This window comes from Deltaproteobacteria bacterium (genome assembly GCA_012522415.1).
GTDB lineage: Bacteria > Desulfobacterota > Syntrophia > Syntrophales > JAAYKM01 > JAAYKM01.
Map to the genome: position 1 here is coordinate 15217 of JAAYKM010000057.1, position 15942 is coordinate 31158.

Below are 15942 nucleotides of genomic sequence, written 5' to 3' on the forward strand. Positions count from 1 at the left end.
CCTTTACTCTATAATTATGGCATCGAATGCACAGACCTCGTAGCAGGCACGGCACTGAATGCACAGGGTCTGATCAATTTCATGAACCTCTTTTCTGTTTCCCTGGATCGCACGGGTAGGACACACTTTTTTACACTTCACACATCCCGTGCATTTGTCCGCTACCACATGGAAATGAATGAGAGCCTTACAAACACCGGCGGGACATTTTTTATCCAGGATATGGGCTTCGTATTCATCCTGAAAATAACGCAGGGTACTCAATACCGGATTCGGCGCACTGCCACCCAAGGCACAGTGCGACCCATCAATCATCGCTTCGGACATACCCTTCAGCAACTCGACATCCCCTTCTTCACCGTGCCCGTTACAGATGTCTTCCAGAATATCCCGCATTCTCCGGACTCCGTCCCGACAGGGAGTACATTTGCCGCAGGATTCTTTGGCCAGAAAATCAAGAAAGTATTTGGCAATATCCACCATGCAGGTCGTATCATCCATGACAATCATACCACCGGAACCCATCATTGAACCTGCCTCGCCCAACTCTTCAAAGCCAACAGGCAGATCGATCAGTGATCCCGGGATGCAACCACCCGATGGCCCGCCGGTCTGAACGGCTTTGAAGGTTTTTCCCTGAGGAACACCGCCTCCGATATCATGGACAATTTCTCGAATGGTCGTCCCCATAGCCACTTCCACAAGTCCGATATTGTTGACTTTGCCAACCAGAGAAAAGACTTTCGTTCCTGAGCTTGTCTTCGTGCCGATTGAGGAAAACCAGTCAGCACCGCGAGCCATGATGACCGGAACGTTTGTCCAGGTCTCAACGTTGTTTATATTGGTTGGCCGGTCCCAAAGACCATGCTCAACCGTGTGGGTATACTTCGCTCTCGGTTCACCCGCCTTACCCTCCATAGAGGCAATCAAGGCCGTAGATTCGCCGCACACAAAAGCTCCTGCACCCTTGCTGATCCTAATATCGAAGGAAAACCCACTGCCAAAAATATTTTTTCCGAGAAGTCCCGCATCTCTTGCTTTGGCAAGAGCTTTTGTCAGATTCGCGACGGCCAGGGGATACTCGTTTCTAACATAGATATAACCCTGGGTGGCACCGATTGCATAGGCACCGATGATCATTCCCTCAATCACGCTGTGGGGATCCCCCTCCATTACGCTTCGATCCATATAGGCCCCGGGGTCACCTTCATCGCCATTGCAGATCACATACTTGACGGTTCCCTCGGCATCCCGACAGGATCGCCACTTCCATCCCGTGGAGAATCCACCACCGCCCCGCCCACGCAGTCCTGAGGCAATAACCTCTTCAATAATACCGTCGGGGCTCATTTCCGTCAGGGTCTTATAGAGGGCGAAGTATCCGCCACGGGCAACATATTCTTCCAAGTTTTCCGGATCGATTATTCCGCAGTTACGCGTGGCAATTTTCACCTGTTTTGCATAGTATGGAATTGCATCTATCAAGGGAATATCGCGTAATATCCGGGGCACTTTTCCTGTACAATAAAACGTCTTTTCACCCGTCAGAATATTTTCCTGTTCATCAACCCGATAAAAAGGCGTTTCCGTATCCAAATGCAGGTTGATGACCTGGTCAAGCAGAGCGGGAACTTTTTCCGCCGTTACCTTCGCAAAAGAAAGCTTTGGTTTGTTTGGAACCACAAATTCAACCAAGGGCTCCATAGAATCCAATCCCATACTGCCCGTTTTGGTCAACTGAAATTTCAGGTTTCTGGCTTTAATCTCATCGGCCATCGCTTGGTAAACTTTATCAGATCCCGCAGCAATGCTGTTGGTCGCCATACCAACATTGATCCGTATTTTTTTGGCCGGAAAAAGCGTTCCCTGACCTTTTTTCGCCGCCTTATTCAAGGCTTCGAGCGTCTTGATCTTACCCACGTTTCCTCCCCTGCTTCTTCGCCATATATGTTCTCAAAATTCTGGGAATTTTGTTTTGGGTCAGGTACGGCTGTATATCGTCTCCCACCCTGATGACGGGGGCCAGGCTGCAACAACCAAGACAACCCACCCGTTCAAGGGAAAAATCACCCCTCTCCGTTGTTTCGCCACACTGAATACGGAGATGCCGCTCCAGGGTTTCCAGAAGATTGATTCCTCCTTGAACATGGCAGGCCGTACCTGTACAGACTTCCACGACAAAACGTCCCCGAGGTTTCAAACTGAAAGCATCATAAAACGTTGCCACCTCATACACACGCGACAGGGGAATGTCCATCTCTTGCTGGATGAAGACCAGGGCCTCTTTGGGCAGATAGCGATACTCGTCCTGTATCTCCTGCAGGATGGCGATAAGCGCACTCTTATCCCCCTCATACCTGTCAACGATTTTTTTTACTTTTGCCTGCACTTCAATTTCACTATTCATGCCCCGATCACCTTATCTCAAAATTTCATCTCTACTCAGCCGATATCTCGTCCCAAGACCTTGAATGTTCAATTTTGTCCAATAACTTCTTGTACTCAAGATTTGTCCTATCCTGGAAGATCCTAATCTGTTCCGGAGAAAGATGGCGAAATCGACCTTGGTGCTTGATATAATCCTCAATAGGCCTGAGCGTTTCCGGCATACTGACCGTCATGTTATACTTACCGTTTTCAACTTCATAAAGAGGAAAGACTCCCGTTTCGACTGCGAGCCGGCCCATTTTAATACAGGTTTCGGAAGGTGACCGCCACCCCGTGGGGCAAACCGACAGGCAATGAATGTAAGACGGCCCCTTGATGGCTTTGGCTTTCTGCACTTTGTTAATAAAATCCAGAGGATAACTATTACAGGCAGTTGCCACATAAGGAATGTTGTGGGCCACCATAATTTCCGGTAGGTTTTTCTTCCACGTTTTATTCCCCATGCTCACCGCACCAGGGGGGGCCGTTGTGGTGGAGGCCCCGAAGGGGGTTGCGCTGGAGCGCTGGATGCCGGTGTTCATATAGGCTTCGTTATCAAAACACACATAGAGCAGATCATGGCCTCGTTCCATGGCACCGGACAGGGCCTGGATGCCTATGTCGAGTGTCCCGCCATCGCCACCCATCGCCACGGCTTTAACATCGCGATCTGGAATTCTACCTTTGCGACGCAAGGCTTTTAAACCTGCCTCAACACCGGAACCTACCGCCGCAGCATTTGGAAAGGCTACATGGATCCAAGGCAATTTCCAGGCCGTTGTCGGGTAGAGACTGGATACAACTTCCATGCATCCCGTCGCGTTTATGATCACGGTATCTTTCCCTAGAGCTTTGCACATCAGGCGAACGGCCAGTGCCTCCCCACAGCCCTGACAAGCACGATGGCCGGGTGAGAAGTACTCTTCACGATCAACCAGCTTTGGCGCATAAAGGTCAAAATTTCCGATCAGACCAACGGGGTATCCTTGTAATGTATTCATTCTCCCCTCACTCCATAAAATTCGTAATGTTCCTTGGGCGTTCTCTTGTCGGCAAAACGGACCTTGTCAATCATTTTAATGAAGTCTTCCACAGCGACATCACGTCCACCCAAACCAAAGATATAATTTGTAATATCAGGCCGCCTGGGTTCATTGTAAAGAGCCGAGCGGATTTCAGATGCAACAGGCCCGCCGGGACCGCCAAAAGATACACAACGGTCCTTCACAATTAGTGATTTAACTCCCTTCACTGCCTTTTTGAGTTCGTCATACGGGAAGGGACGCCAAAGCATCAGTTTCAAGAGGCCGATGGGCACACCTTGCGCTCGTAAGGCATCGATGGCCACCTCTGCGGTATCGCTCATGGAGCCCATGGTCAGCATGGCTATTTCCGCACCTTCTATCTTGTATGATTGCACCGGATCATAACGGCGACCGAAATGCCTTTCCCACTCATCCCAAACCTTCAGAATCGTTTCTTTGGAATTCACCATCGCCGCTTCCCTTGCCTTTGTCGCTTCGGCATAAATTTCCGGTAATCCCAAGGCTCCCATCGAACAAGGGTGATCAGGATGCAGCGATGCGTACGGTTGATAAATCGGCAGAAAATCATCGACCTCTTCCTGGAGAGGAAAATCCATGACCTCCACCACATGCGTCAACTGGAAGCCATCCAAGTTGACGTTGATGGGCAGCATGACATTACGGTCTTCCGCAATTTTAAACGCTTGGATCATCATATCGATCACTTCCTGTCCATTTGCCGCAAACAGGGAAATCCACCCCGTATCGCGTTGCGACATGATATCGGAATGATCGTTCCATATACTTAACGGCCCGGACAGGGATCGATTTCCCAAAGCCATGACGATGGGCAACCGCATCGAGGATGCAATGGGCATGACCTCCGCCATATAAAGCAGTCCCTGAGAACTCGTGGCGGTAAAAGCCCTCGCACCTGCACCGGAGGCCCCCATGCAGGCGCTCAGTGCCGAATGCTCCGACTCGACGCAGATAAATTCTGCGTCCAGCCTCCCCTCAGCGACTATATCCGAAAGATGTTCCGGTATATGTGTGTTGGGTGTAATCGGATAGGCAGCAATGACATCGGGCTTGCAAAGGGCAACTGCCTCGGCCGCAGCAAGCGCTATTTCCATCCCTTTACGTTCTCCCATAATCTAACCCTCCTCAACCATCTTGATGGCAAGGGGCCAGCACTCGTGGGCACAAATGCCACAACCCTTACAATAATCGAGATTCGCCTCAAAAAAACCATCTTCCCTCTCGATAATACAACCCTCAGGACAGTAGATGTAACACACCCCACATTTAATGCACTTCTCATTATCCCATATGGGACGCTGTGCCCGCCAACTGCCAGTATGGTATTGACTCGCGTTCCCGGCTTCGAAAACGATACATCCAGGGGTCACATCCTGCCAATCTTCCGGCCATTTTTTATTCGCCATGTCATTCCCTCAACTTTATTGCGTATCTCATTTAACCTTAACTTTGTCATAAGCCCGCTTCAGTGCCATCAGATTTTTCAAGGCGATACGGCCGAACCGGCGCTCCACGGGTTCTTTCAATGAATCCAAGTTGACAACACCCGTAACCTTGACCAGAGCACCCAGCATGGTCGTGTTGGTAATAGGCACCCCCAACTCTTCCCAGGCAATTTCTGTTGCATCGACTACGGCAACCGAACCGGAATAATTGAGGATTTTTTTAATTTCGGCGGCCGTCTTGGCTGTATTGACAATCAATTTGCCATCGGGCTTTAAGCCCTCTGTGAGATTAACCAATCCAATCAGTCCCTCATCGAGAACCACCACCACGTCAGGATGATAGATTCCTGACCTGATCCGGATGCGTTGCGAATCAACGCGATTGAAGGCTGCGACCGGGGCTCCACGTCTTTCCGGACCAAAACTCGGAAAGCCCTGAGCATACTTCCCTTCCCCAATGGCCGCAAGGGCAAGCAATTCAACAGACGTCACCGCCCCCTGACCTCCTCTGCCATGCCATCTTATTTCAATCATTCCCTGTCTCCCTCGTTAATCATTAACTGAACTGAGAGTAAAATTACTATAATATAAGCGATGGTTCATATTACAATTAAATTAACGTGTCAAACAAATTTTCCACCATCCGGCGACAAATCAAGCGTTTATGCTTTCATTCGACACCCGCGAAGTTCGAACACCCCAAAAGAGAATATGTATTTCCACGTTCATTTGCGGCACAAACATGTCATCCCTCAGCGAAAAAAAAGGCTTGTGAAACAAGGATGAAGGAGGGGAGAAAAACATAAGAAACCATCCGTCTAACATAGAAAATGAGGAGACTCGACAACCTTCTTCTATTGCCTTTTTGTTCAAGGGGGGATGATGGATGGTGAGAAGAGACTATAAACCATCCACCCATACGTTAACCTACTCGTTCACGGAATTACCTTCTGGTTTTCACCATCAAGAAGGAGGACTTGAGCCGGTTCTTGACGGTTGTTTTGTAAGCCGCCTTTCGCAATATCCAAACGGGCTTGCAATTCCCTTAGTTATTCACTGACAAAACGTTTGATTCTTTCCGATCATCCTAACCGCGCCAGCGTACTACTGGCAGGAGAACCAGATGTAACAATTCAGTCTATAGAATCCTTGATCTCACACCGATAAACAAATAACCATAATGCTTTGATATAGCAATATGAATGCCAAAAAAATACCAAGGTAACACCCATCACCCCCCTGAATCGTATTGGTTGTTTCCATCATTCGGTATTTCAGCGTATTACGAAAATTTATTTCTTCTTTTACGTGAGGTTTAAGTCGCTTCCGCAGTCCCGCGTAAACCAAAACCTGCCATGACTGCATTAATTGGTGTGCGGATTGTGAACCAAACCGCCTCTTTAACGATAGGCTTATTCAAATTTCAAGAGCCACCTCTACCATGCACCGCAAGGATCGTTCGCCGCGCATCCCATAAATATCCCATATTTACACCATGCCTGTCCAACCATTTGGATGGGGAACACATGGTGCGTGCGAATCCGACACATATCGTTCGATAGTCGCACATGGATTGCCGAAACCGAGGGGAGATCAGTGGACAAAGCAGCGTTGTATCCCGGGGTATCTCGTGAAGTACAAAGTAGTTCAGATAAACACAGCTTATTGACGGTAGCGCCTTATGGCCTCTTCATAAAGATCCCCCCCATGACCGTCGTTGATGACCACCAAAGGCAAATCAACCACGTCGAGACGCATGATTCCCTCCGGGCCCAAATCCCCATAGGCAACCCGTTCGGCATGGCGGACATGGCGAGCCATCAAGGCGGCGATCCCCCCCATTGCACCAAAATATACACCTTCGAAGCGCCGGATGGCATCACGAACCTCGACCGAACGCTTTCCCTTTCCGATCATGCCCTTCAACCCCATCTCTAGAAGCTTGGGTGTGAAAGGATCCATACGGCCGCTCGTCGTCGGCCCGATGGCGCCCATGGGGACGCCTGGTCTGGCCGGCGTTGGACCGGCATAAAAAATAACCGCTCCCTGTAAGGGAAAGGGCAGGGGGCAGCCCCCATCAATGGCCTCGAAAATCCTTTGATGTGCCGCATCACGTGCCGTATAGATTTCACCATTCAGCAGAATACGATCACCGGAACGGAGGGATGCGCAAAGCGCACCGGTCAAGGGCGTATGCAGAGCCAGTATGCCTTTCATTTCAGAGAATGATCTCCTTGTTCCTGGCCACATGACATTGAATGTTTACCGATACAGGAAGACTGGCAATATGACAGGGCATCATTTCGGCATGAACGGCCAGAGCGGTGACTATGCCCCCGTATCCTTGAGGACCGATTCCTGATTTATTGATTTCATACAGACTTTCCCGTTCCAATCGACGCAGCCTTGCATCCTGTTCATTGGATCGTCCAACGGGGCGAAGAAGTGCTTTTTTTGCCAACAAGGCAGACTGCTCAATGGTCCCGCCAATACCGACGCCAACAATCATCGGCGGACAGGCATTTGAACCGGCCGCTTGCACCTGTTCCGCAACGTAGCACTTGACACCCTCATAGCCGGCCGTGGGCAGCAGCATGGCCGTACCGCTCATATTTTCACTTCCGCCGCCTTTAGGCATAGCGATGATTTTCAACCGGTCCCCCGGCACGATCTCCGTGTAAATCACCGCAGGAAGGTTGTCCGTCGTATTGGCCCGGGTCAGGGGATCGCAAACCGATTTCCTAAAATAACCTTCAGCGTAAGCCTGTCGAACACCGTCCTGGATGGCCTCGCGGAGATCGCCTGCGATGAGATGTACATTCTGCCCGACTTCTAGAAAAATTACAGAAAAACCCGTGTCCTGGCAAAGGGGCAACGAAGTTGATCCTGCTATGACGGCATTCTCCAGAATCTGATCGAGTGCATGGCGTCCCAGTTCGGATATTTCTATTTTTCTCGCCTGCTTCAGCGCGGCGAGGACATCCTCTCCCAAGGCATTGTTGGCTTCCAGAAAAAGGCCTTTCACTGCATCGGTTACAGCCGAACAGGGGATATCCCTTATGCCGGACATGATCACTCCATCTCGCGCCTGAATTCCATTGATTTGGAAAGAGTCATCTGGTCGGTGTATTTCAAATCGCCACCGAGGGGAACCCCCATCGCAATCCGGGAAACTCTAACCCCTTTTCCCTTCATCATCCTGGTGATCAAAAGTGCCGTTGCCTCCCCTTGCACACTGGGATTGGTTGCAACTATAATTTCAGACACACAGTCCCTTTCAACACGAGCCACTAATTGCGGTAAATGAAGTTGTTCCGGCCCAATTCCATCAAGAGGGGACAGCGTACCGTGCAAGACATGATATGTTCCGAGGAAGGAATCGCTTTTCTCGATCGCCACCAAAGCGTCCGGGTCCTCGACCACACAAATTGTATCCGCTTCCCGGCGTGCGTCCACACATATGGCACAGAGCTCTCCCTCAGACAGGTGATAGCAACGGGAACACAATCTGATTTTTTCCTTAACCTCCATAATACTATCAGCCAGACGTTGGGCATCCTCCTTGGCATCCCGCAAGACGAAGGTGGCAAGCCTGGTAGCCGTTTTCTCGCCGACACCGGGAAGGCGACTGAATTCCTTGATCAGGCGTTGAATAGGAAAAGCATAACCGATTGTCATAAAATAGCTCCTAAAACATACCGGGAATATTGAATCCCCCCGTGACTTTCCCCATTTCCGACGCGACCATTTCCTGGGCTTTGCGCATTCCTTCATTCACTGCGGCCATGACGAGATCCTGCAACATCTCCACATCCTCTGGATCTACAACATCCTTCTCTATCTTCAGGGACAACAATTCATTCTTGCCGTTAATAACTACGGAAACCATTCCACCCCCCGCAGTGGCCTCGACAGTCCTCTTTTCCATTTCCTCCTGGATTTTGGAGATCCGTTCCTGAATTTTTTTTGCCTGCTTCATAATATTGTTCATATTCTGCATCATCGTCACCTCCTGTTTTGCATTTCCGGGCCACCGGCCAGCATCAAAAGCACTGCTGATTGACTATGTCAATTTTTGGTAAAAAGACAAGCTTGCTAAGAATCAGGATTGATTTTCACGAGAAATCACTTCTTTGACTTCCGCTCCTTCGAAGGCATCGAGAATGGTCTGCAACAATGGTTCATGCAGGGCCTCCCGCCGCATCTCCTGAATCCAATCGTTGCGTTTTGCCGATGTCTCGTTCCCACCTGAATCGTTCTCAATTTCTACCTGGAGATCTAGGGCCCCCCCGAAGCATTCGGAACACAGAAGATTCAATTTTTCCTGTTGTTGCGTCCTGATCTCTTCTAAAAAAATATAATCTTTGCTGAAACCGATTCTTAGAACCCCCTTAGCATATTCCAGGGCTTTCCCCAGATCGATTTTGGACCAAAGGGAGGGATTCTCCGCCTTGACAAAGTTTTTATAAACACCCCAAAGCGTTTCCGGATCTTCAGTCCCCGACACCGCGTAAACCCGATTAAGTGTTTCCGCTTTAGGTTGCTCGGCATTCTGGGCGCTCCAAGGCGCTTCGTATGGTTCTTGTATGGTTTCCCGTGAAGAAGGCTCCCTTATCGATTCGTGGTCGCAGCCTTTCTTCACCCCCCCGGCATCGCTTCTTTCAGGCTGAAGTAAAACAAGTTTTCTACGAAGCGCTTCCATTTTCTCGAGCATTTCGTCTACAGGAATCATGGGCGGTAAGTAGGCCATTCGAACCACTGTTTGTTCTATATGCAAACGAGGATTCAGGCTCCTCCGAATATTTTCCTCATCCGCCATAAGGATATCGAGAAGCCGCAGCAGAGTCTCACGCGATACACCGACGGTCTGGTCACGAAGGCGCCCTATATCCTGTTCCGAAAGATCTGCCAGCAGGTGTTCCGTATCGGTGATCCTGATCAAGAGCAGGTTCCGGAATTGCCCCTGAAGCAGCTGATAAAAATGGGCCATATCGACTCCGGCAAAGTATGCTTCCTCCACGACATCTAGGGCTGCCGACGCATCTCTGGTCAGCACAGCGTGGGAAAGCTGGAAGAGAAACTGACGGTCCGAAAGTCCGAGCAATTCTTCTATCGCCTCATCCGAAATCGTTTCACCCGCATAGGAAATCACCCGGTCGAAAATACTCTGTGCATCGCGCATTCCCCCATCCGCAGCTTCCGCGATCCAGATCAGACCGTTTTCGCTGACGGTTATAGACTCCGCCACCGCGATTTTTTTGAGTTGAGACGCAATCTGGCGAACCGATAATCGACGGAAATCATAACGCTGACATCGGGAAAGAATGGTCGGCGGTATTTTCTGGGTTTCTGTAGTGGCAAAGATGAAAACCACATGGGATGGAGGTTCTTCCAAAGTTTTCAGCAGAGCATTGAAAGCTTCCCGGGTCAACATGTGAACTTCATCGATGATGTAGATCTTGTAACGCGTTGAGACAGGTAAAAAACGGACGTTTTCTCTTAGGTCTCTTATTTCATCGATGCCGCGGTTTGAGGCCCCGTCAATCTCCAACACATCCATGGCGACCCCTTCCGTAATTTCACGACAAGACGTGCAGACCTGGCATGGCGAGTCCGTCATCCCTGTTTCACAATTAAGAGATTTGGCAAGAATCCGGGCAATCGACGTTTTCCCTACTCCGCGGGGACCGCTGAAAAGAAAAGCATGAGCGATGCGGTTTTGGCAAATTGCATTCCGCAACGTCGTGACGACATGATCCTGCCCGGCAACCTCCTCAAAACATTGAGGTCTCCATTTTCGAGCCAGAACCAGATATTCCATATACGAACCTCAGCATGGATGGGGTTGCGCCCAAACGAATAGACACTTGAAAAGGGCGGAAATGCGGGGAATCTTCCTTTGGTATCCTTCAAAGACTGCTTCGCTTTTGCAGGGGGCTGTTTAAGAGCACATTTTCCGCATTACCAGATTGTGGGTTTTCTTTTTATCTATCATTAAAGATAGCCAGGCTGATCCGCAGCACACGCCGGTAATTGCTGCCGCTGCTTCCTTCCGGATCTGACGGGGTTCACAATCCTTCGTTGCGCGGGGCCCGGCTATCTGAGCGGAGTCCTTTGCTTTTCAAGCACCCGATATAAAAGCAACGGACCATGTTCGCAAAACCCTCTCTATCACTGTGAATACTGAATGGCGGAGAGAGGGGGATTCGAACCCCCGGTACACCTTTGTGGGCATACACACGATTTCCAGTCGTGCTCCTTCAGCCTCTCGGACATCTCTCCAATATGGGGAAATTGAAACACAAAAACCATCCAATTGTACAGCATTGTCTGCGTTATCAGGTATTCCTGAAATTGCTTCCACCCGTTCTGCTACATAACGTCAACATGACAGTGGCGGAGAGAGGGGGATTCGAACCCCCGTGGGAGCTTTTGGCCCCCAAATCGATTTCGAGTCGATCCCGTTACGACCACTTCGGTATCTCTCCGCATTAACCCCCTGCATCCAAACCAATATCCGCTATTACTCTTTTCTCCCGAAAAAATCTACTCAAAATTTCTCCACAGGCTTCTTTCAGGACACCGCTTCTCACTTCCGTGCGATGATTCAGCCTATGATCCTGAAGCACTCTATAGAGCGTGCAAACAGCACCCGCCTTCAAATCAAAGGCACCAAAGACGACCCTTGCAAGCCTTGCTTGAAGAATGGCTCCCGCACACATTAAACAGGGTTCCAGAGTTACGTATAGCGTGACACCCGGCAATCGGTAATTCACCCTTTTTTCACATGCGCTCCTGAGTGCAAGAATTTCTGCATGCCCTGTCGGATCCGCAAGCGCCATGACACGATTGTGACTCCGGGCAATAATCTTATCTCCCAGAGTTAAAATTGCACCGACCGGCACTTCCCCCTCACCATAGGCGTGTCCCGCCTCCTCCAAGGCCAAAGTCATCATTTGCCGATCCAGCTCAACCATAGCGTCCCTTCATCGTGCAAAAATGATTTGCTCCGTTTCCTCTACAGATATTACCAAATATCATTTCACCTGTTTCTCAACGCAATGGGCCGAGTTCATTTGTGGGGCATAATATATGCATAATACACGTTAATTGTGAAAATCTTCATAAAACAGACCGCCAGATGATCATACAGGGATTAACAGGTTGAATTAGTCCATTTTTATTTTTATACTACAATCGAAAGGAATTCAGGGCAATGATAACCAACAAGATTCTTTTTCTTTCCGTTGTCGGGTCACTTTTTCTCCACGGATTGGCTCTCTGCATGACAGGAATCGTTCAGATGAGGCAGACCATCCCGGAAGCAAAAATTCTCATGGTTGACCTGGAAGGAGAATGGATCGAAAAGGAGAAAAACCAACCAACCACCATCATGGAATCGCTAAAGAAGAAAACAGAACTTCCTGCTATCAAACAACAAGGAAACAGTCGGCCCCTGGAAGGCAAGAAGGAAGATACTGTTGATCTTGGCAATCTTGTCAATACCCACTACAAGCCATACCTTGTCAAAATCAAGAAAAGAATCGAACGATTCTGGGGTTATCCATCGGCCGCAGCGGCCAGACGAATCGAAGGGACGGCCATGATATTATTTTCCGTCGCCGCAGACGGCGCATTGGACAGCATTATGATCACCACCTCATCCGGCTCTGCTTTGCTGGATCAGGGCACAATCTCCGCAATCCAGTCAGCTTCGCCATTCGAACCCCTGCCGCCTGCTTATGGCCTCTCAAAATTGAATATTCAAGCGTCCTTTGCATACAACCTATCGAATTAAAATCAAATATCCACTATTCGCTATGTTTGGGAGAGAATTTCTAAAAGATGACTGTTGACTTCAACCAGATGGTCCCGAAGATCGGTCTGATCCACCCAAGGCTTGGATTCAATCTGCTTCGTTCGATCGCGAAGCGTCGCCATTTTTGATTCCATATCAGATAAGAGATAATTCCAATCAATCCGAGGTGAGGCTTTTCCCGGAAATTCCGCATACGTTGCTTCCCTGCCGGCAACAAGCACGGACTCTTCCAGGTAATCCGGGATGTGGACCTTGAAGCCGAACCGCTTCACGATCAACTCAGCCAAAATCTGCTGGGCTTCATATTCACCATGAATCAGGAAGATCTGCATTTCCTGATTTCCGAAATGACCAATCCAGTCTAGAAGCTGACTTTGACCTGCGTGGGAGGAGAACCTATTGATCGTGAATATTTTTGCTTTTACAGCAATATCTTCATTGAAGATTTTTACCTTCTCGGCACCATCAACGATCCTTCTGCCCGTCGTACCTTGGGCTTGAAATCCGGCAAAGACAATACTGGCCCCGGGCCGCCAAAGGTTGTGGCGCAGGTGATGCTTGATACGGCCGGCATTGGCCATACCACTGGCGGAAATAACAACGGCCGGCCCCATTAAATTAATGGCCATGGATTCCTGTGTTGAAAGCGTGCATCGCATCTGGGGCAGCTTCAGGGGGTTTTCTCCTTTCTGAATCCTGTCATGGGTTTCTTCATCAAAATATCCCTGCCAGCGCTGGAATACCTCGGTTGCCCGAATTGCCAAAGGGCTGTCGATAATGACCGGTAAATCGGGAGGAAGCCGACCATCCATGGAAAGGAGGTGAAGCGAATAAATCATCTCTTGGGTTCTTTGAACGGCAAAAGACGGAATAATCACTTTTTCACCCTGTTCATAGCTGTAAGCAATGGCTTCAGCTAACTCATCCAGGCTCTCTTTATCGCTTTTATGATCACGGTTCCCATACGTCGATTCAACAAGAAGAAAGTCCGCCTCTGTTATAACCGAAGGATCATTCACCAACAGTTGATCCGGGCGTCCCACGTCACCGGAAAAGACAAGTTTCGAGGTTTTTCCCTGATCATTCACCCATAATTCAATATGGGCAGCCCCAAGGATATGTCCGGCATCCAGTAAATTGACCTTGATATCCGAACAGGGCTCAAAAACTTCATTGTAGCCAACGGTCTTAATCAGTGGATAGGTTTTTTCCGCATCGGCTTGTGTGTAGAGGGGTTCTATTCTTTCGTCTCCATGACGAAGCCGTCTTTTCGTTTTCCAAAACGCTTCCATCTCCTGGATATGAGCGCTGTCCAGAAGCATTATTTTCAGAAGGTCTTTGGTCGGTGGCGTTGTGTAAATTGGACCGCGGAAACCTTTCTGAACCAGCCGAGGCAGCAATCCCGAATGGTCGATATGGGCATGGGTGATAACTATGAACTCGATATGCTCGGGATCATAGATACCCATATCCCAGTTTCTTTTCTCGATTTCCTCATTTCCCTGATACATACCGCAGTCTATGGCAAACCGATGTCCCGCAACCTCCAGAATATAACAGGACCCCGTGACTGTTCTTGCAGCACCCGCAAACTTGATCTTCATTAATACTGCCCCCGTCCTATGAGAATAGCAGAACTTTGTGAACCTGCTTACTGCATCTATGGAAAAAATGCAATGACAAGCCATCCCTCCAATACGGGATCAATCACAGATTGGGTTTTCCATGATCCATCACGGATAAAGAAGGACTATGCGTGACCCATTATTTCCTTGACAATATGGCCTCCATATTCAATATTTTACGGGACCTTTTCGTTAGATCATCTCAGACATGAGCAGGTTTCGCGAAAAGCGGTATTGCAGGATCCATCATTGGAGTGGGTATCAAATCGCGACTGAGCCTCATCCGATAGAAAAACGCTTCTAAATGGGGGTTGTAGCAACCGTCTGCAAAAAAAGCACATAAGGCTTGGTCTTTAATTTGATGGCCAAACTAATTTGAGAAAAAAGAGAACCGGACATGATAGCAAACACAGATCGGGTATCGATTGTCGCAGCCGTTATTCTGGGTATCTTTTTATTTGCTGGTCTTGCGACAGGAGGATATTTTATCGGCAAGGGGACCGCACGCTTCAAATCGGAATCCCGTACTGTCACCGTCAAGGGCCTAATAGAAAAAGAGGTCAAGGCAGACAAGGCCGTCTGGGTGCTTACGTTTCGCCGGGCTGGTGATGATTTACAGGAAGCCCACTCTCTGATCAGTATCGACCGAGAAGCAGCCATAGCATTTTTGAAGGCTCAAGGCTTCAAGGATGAGGAAATAGGTCGCCAACCCACACGCACAATCGATAAATTCGCTCGTGAATACGGTCAAGCCAATGAAAAATTCCGTTATCTCGTCAACGGTTCTCTGGTCGTCACAACCAAAAACGTCGATTTGGTAACCAAAGCCTTGGGAGAAACCGAGGCTCTCCTGCAATCCGGCATCATTTTAGATGGAATCCCCGATAGTGGCACGGCCAACCCTCGCTATATCGTCAGTTCATTTAATGAATTGCGCCCAAAACTCCTGGCCGACGCAACGAAAAACGCCCGGGCAACAGCCCAGCAATTTGCGGCTGATTCAGGAACCCAGATCGGACGAATTCGCTCTGCCAACCAGGGTATGATCCAGATTTTCGGATCCGACGGAAACGATGAATCCGCCTCCTACAGTCCGACCAGTACCCCTCTGAAAAAAATTCGTGTTGTCAGTACTTTCGATTTTGAATTGATATGATGTGTAGGAAAATCTGCCGCTGTTCACGGTTTATCAGGATAAATTATTGAATCGGTTCCTTTCCCGGGAGCAAGTTCACAAATACCTATCGCGTATTTCACTCCCCTTGTAATCACTCATGAAGAAGCGTTTAAAATTTCTGTTTGTGGCGAGAGAAGCAAGAAGTGCCTTTACCAAATTCTGGGTCTTGTCCAGCAGAGTGGGCACATACAGTTTGCGGGAAAAGCCATCAATTACAGTTGACCTGTAAATAGCCATAGACTAACCATCCGTTTATATTCCACCCATGCTCCCGGACAACTGACGGGGGCCCACGCCGCTGGGGCCGATTATGCGGGGGTGGGGCCGCTTTACGAAACGAACACCAAAGAGGACGTCATGGCCCCGGTGGGGCTGGCCTACCTGG

General features: G+C 49.1%; 16 protein-coding genes, 2 tRNA genes and 1 other RNA gene. 3 read left to right on the forward strand and 16 right to left on the reverse strand.

Translation table 11 applies throughout. The features are described from left to right. Window positions 1-3: 3 nt before the first annotated feature. The 15 genes from GX147_05550 to GX147_05620 all read right to left on the reverse strand — a co-directional run bounded on the left by GX147_05550 (window position 4) and on the right by GX147_05620 (window position 11913). Window positions 4-1824, reverse strand: coding sequence for a 4Fe-4S binding protein (locus GX147_05550; GenBank protein ID NLN60164.1), 1821 nt, complete (start codon window positions 1822-1824; stop codon window positions 4-6). A gap of 88 nt (window positions 1825-1912) precedes the next feature. After that, window positions 1913-2407 (reverse strand): NADH-quinone oxidoreductase subunit NuoE, encoded by a 495-nt coding sequence (gene nuoE / locus GX147_05555; GenBank protein ID NLN60165.1) that lies wholly within the window; start codon window positions 2405-2407, stop codon window positions 1913-1915. Window positions 2408-2438: 31 nt separating this feature from the next. Further along, window positions 2439-3395 (reverse strand): pyruvate synthase subunit beta, encoded by a 957-nt coding sequence (locus GX147_05560; GenBank protein NLN60166.1) that lies wholly within the window; start codon window positions 3393-3395, stop codon window positions 2439-2441. 29 nt (window positions 3396-3424) lie between these two features. Beyond that, window positions 3425-4603: a pyruvate ferredoxin oxidoreductase gene (gene porA / locus GX147_05565; GenBank protein ID NLN60167.1), complete on the reverse strand. Its 1179-nt coding sequence runs from the start codon at window positions 4601-4603 to the stop codon at window positions 3425-3427. A gap of 3 nt (window positions 4604-4606) precedes the next feature. Continuing rightward, entirely contained in the window at window positions 4607-4897 is a 291-nt protein-coding gene (locus tag GX147_05570) for a 4Fe-4S binding protein (protein NLN60168.1), read from the reverse strand. Window positions 4898-4924: 27 nt separating this feature from the next. Beyond that, a complete protein-coding gene (locus GX147_05575; protein ID NLN60169.1) occupies window positions 4925-5470 on the reverse strand; it encodes a pyruvate synthase in 546 nt (181 codons plus the stop codon). Window positions 5471-6598: 1128 nt separating this feature from the next. Continuing rightward, window positions 6599-7153 carry a TRZ/ATZ family protein gene (locus GX147_05580; GenBank protein NLN60170.1) on the reverse strand — a complete coding sequence of 185 codons (555 nt, stop codon included), beginning with the start codon at window positions 7151-7153 and terminating at the stop codon, window positions 6599-6601. Window position 7154: 1 nt separating this feature from the next. Next, window positions 7155-8006 (reverse strand): fumarate hydratase, encoded by an 852-nt coding sequence (locus tag GX147_05585; protein ID NLN60171.1) that lies wholly within the window; start codon window positions 8004-8006, stop codon window positions 7155-7157. A gap of 2 nt (window positions 8007-8008) precedes the next feature. Continuing rightward, on the reverse strand, window positions 8009-8614 hold the full coding sequence (gene recR, locus GX147_05590) for a recombination protein RecR (GenBank protein NLN60172.1): 606 nt from the start codon (window positions 8612-8614) through the stop codon (window positions 8009-8011). A 10-nt stretch (window positions 8615-8624) separates the two neighbouring features. Beyond that, window positions 8625-8939 carry a YbaB/EbfC family nucleoid-associated protein gene (locus GX147_05595; protein NLN60173.1) on the reverse strand — a complete coding sequence of 105 codons (315 nt, stop codon included), beginning with the start codon at window positions 8937-8939 and terminating at the stop codon, window positions 8625-8627. Between the two features lie 99 nt (window positions 8940-9038). Then, the gene (dnaX, locus tag GX147_05600; protein NLN60174.1) at window positions 9039-10757 is read right to left on the reverse strand and encodes a DNA polymerase III subunit gamma/tau; all 1719 of its coding nucleotides are present in this window, start codon (window positions 10755-10757) and stop codon (window positions 9039-9041) included. 178 nt (window positions 10758-10935) lie between these two features. Continuing rightward, window positions 10936-11034: signal recognition particle sRNA small type (ffs, locus tag GX147_05605), an RNA gene on the reverse strand. A 90-nt stretch (window positions 11035-11124) separates the two neighbouring features. Next, window positions 11125-11218 (reverse strand) — tRNA-Ser (locus tag GX147_05610). Window positions 11219-11330: 112 nt separating this feature from the next. Continuing rightward, window positions 11331-11424 (reverse strand) — tRNA-Ser (locus GX147_05615). Between the two features lie 3 nt (window positions 11425-11427). Further along, a complete protein-coding gene (locus GX147_05620) occupies window positions 11428-11913 on the reverse strand; it encodes a nucleoside deaminase (GenBank protein ID NLN60175.1) in 486 nt (161 codons plus the stop codon). Window positions 11914-12272: 359 nt separating this feature from the next. On the opposite strand from GX147_05620, the gene GX147_05625 reads away from it, so the two are divergent. Next, window positions 12273-12734: an energy transducer TonB gene (locus GX147_05625; protein NLN60176.1), complete on the forward strand. Its 462-nt coding sequence runs from the start codon at window positions 12273-12275 to the stop codon at window positions 12732-12734. Window positions 12735-12754: 20 nt separating this feature from the next. Here the strand turns inward: GX147_05625 and GX147_05630 are convergent, their stop codons facing one another. Continuing rightward, a complete protein-coding gene (locus GX147_05630; protein NLN60177.1) occupies window positions 12755-14359 on the reverse strand; it encodes an MBL fold metallo-hydrolase in 1605 nt (534 codons plus the stop codon). A 418-nt stretch (window positions 14360-14777) separates the two neighbouring features. On the opposite strand from GX147_05630, the gene GX147_05635 reads away from it, so the two are divergent. Both GX147_05635 and GX147_05640 read left to right on the forward strand, forming a co-directional pair. Then, window positions 14778-15536: an SIMPL domain-containing protein gene (locus GX147_05635; protein NLN60178.1), complete on the forward strand. Its 759-nt coding sequence runs from the start codon at window positions 14778-14780 to the stop codon at window positions 15534-15536. Window positions 15537-15803: 267 nt separating this feature from the next. Beyond that, window positions 15804-15942, forward strand: a 139-nt coding sequence (locus GX147_05640; GenBank protein NLN60179.1) for a thiamine phosphate synthase, incomplete at its 3' end; no start/stop codon positions are given.